The sequence below is a fragment of the Bradyrhizobium sp. 23AC genome, from assembly GCF_054863025.1.
Map to the genome: position 1 here is coordinate 1 of NZ_JAVAYN010000192.1, position 264 is coordinate 264.

The window sequence follows — 264 nt, forward strand, 5'->3', positions numbered from 1 at the left end:
GCGCTATGCCGGGGCGCTTGCAATTGCCATCCACTGTTGCAGGGCATGCACCGCTGTTGACGTTAACCTATGACGCCCAAGCCGCGCAGGCCTCTAACTTGGATCAAACTGCCGTTCATGAGCTTTGGTTGAGTTTGGATGTGCCCCAAGTGCCGCGCTCTGAAGAACCTTTCGAAAAATTGCGAGAGGTCGTTCAAGCCCTGTGCGAAAACATGGAGGGGATGTTGTGCGACCAGAATGGCCGCCAGCTGTTACCCCAGGTGT

The 264-nt window shown here is 56.1% G+C and carries 1 protein-coding gene; it reads left to right on the plus strand.

Annotated elements, in window-relative coordinates:
• The coding region (locus RAD10_RS42060) for a cell division protein ZipA C-terminal FtsZ-binding domain-containing protein (protein WP_461622044.1) at positions 1-264 on the plus strand (264 nt) is incomplete at both ends.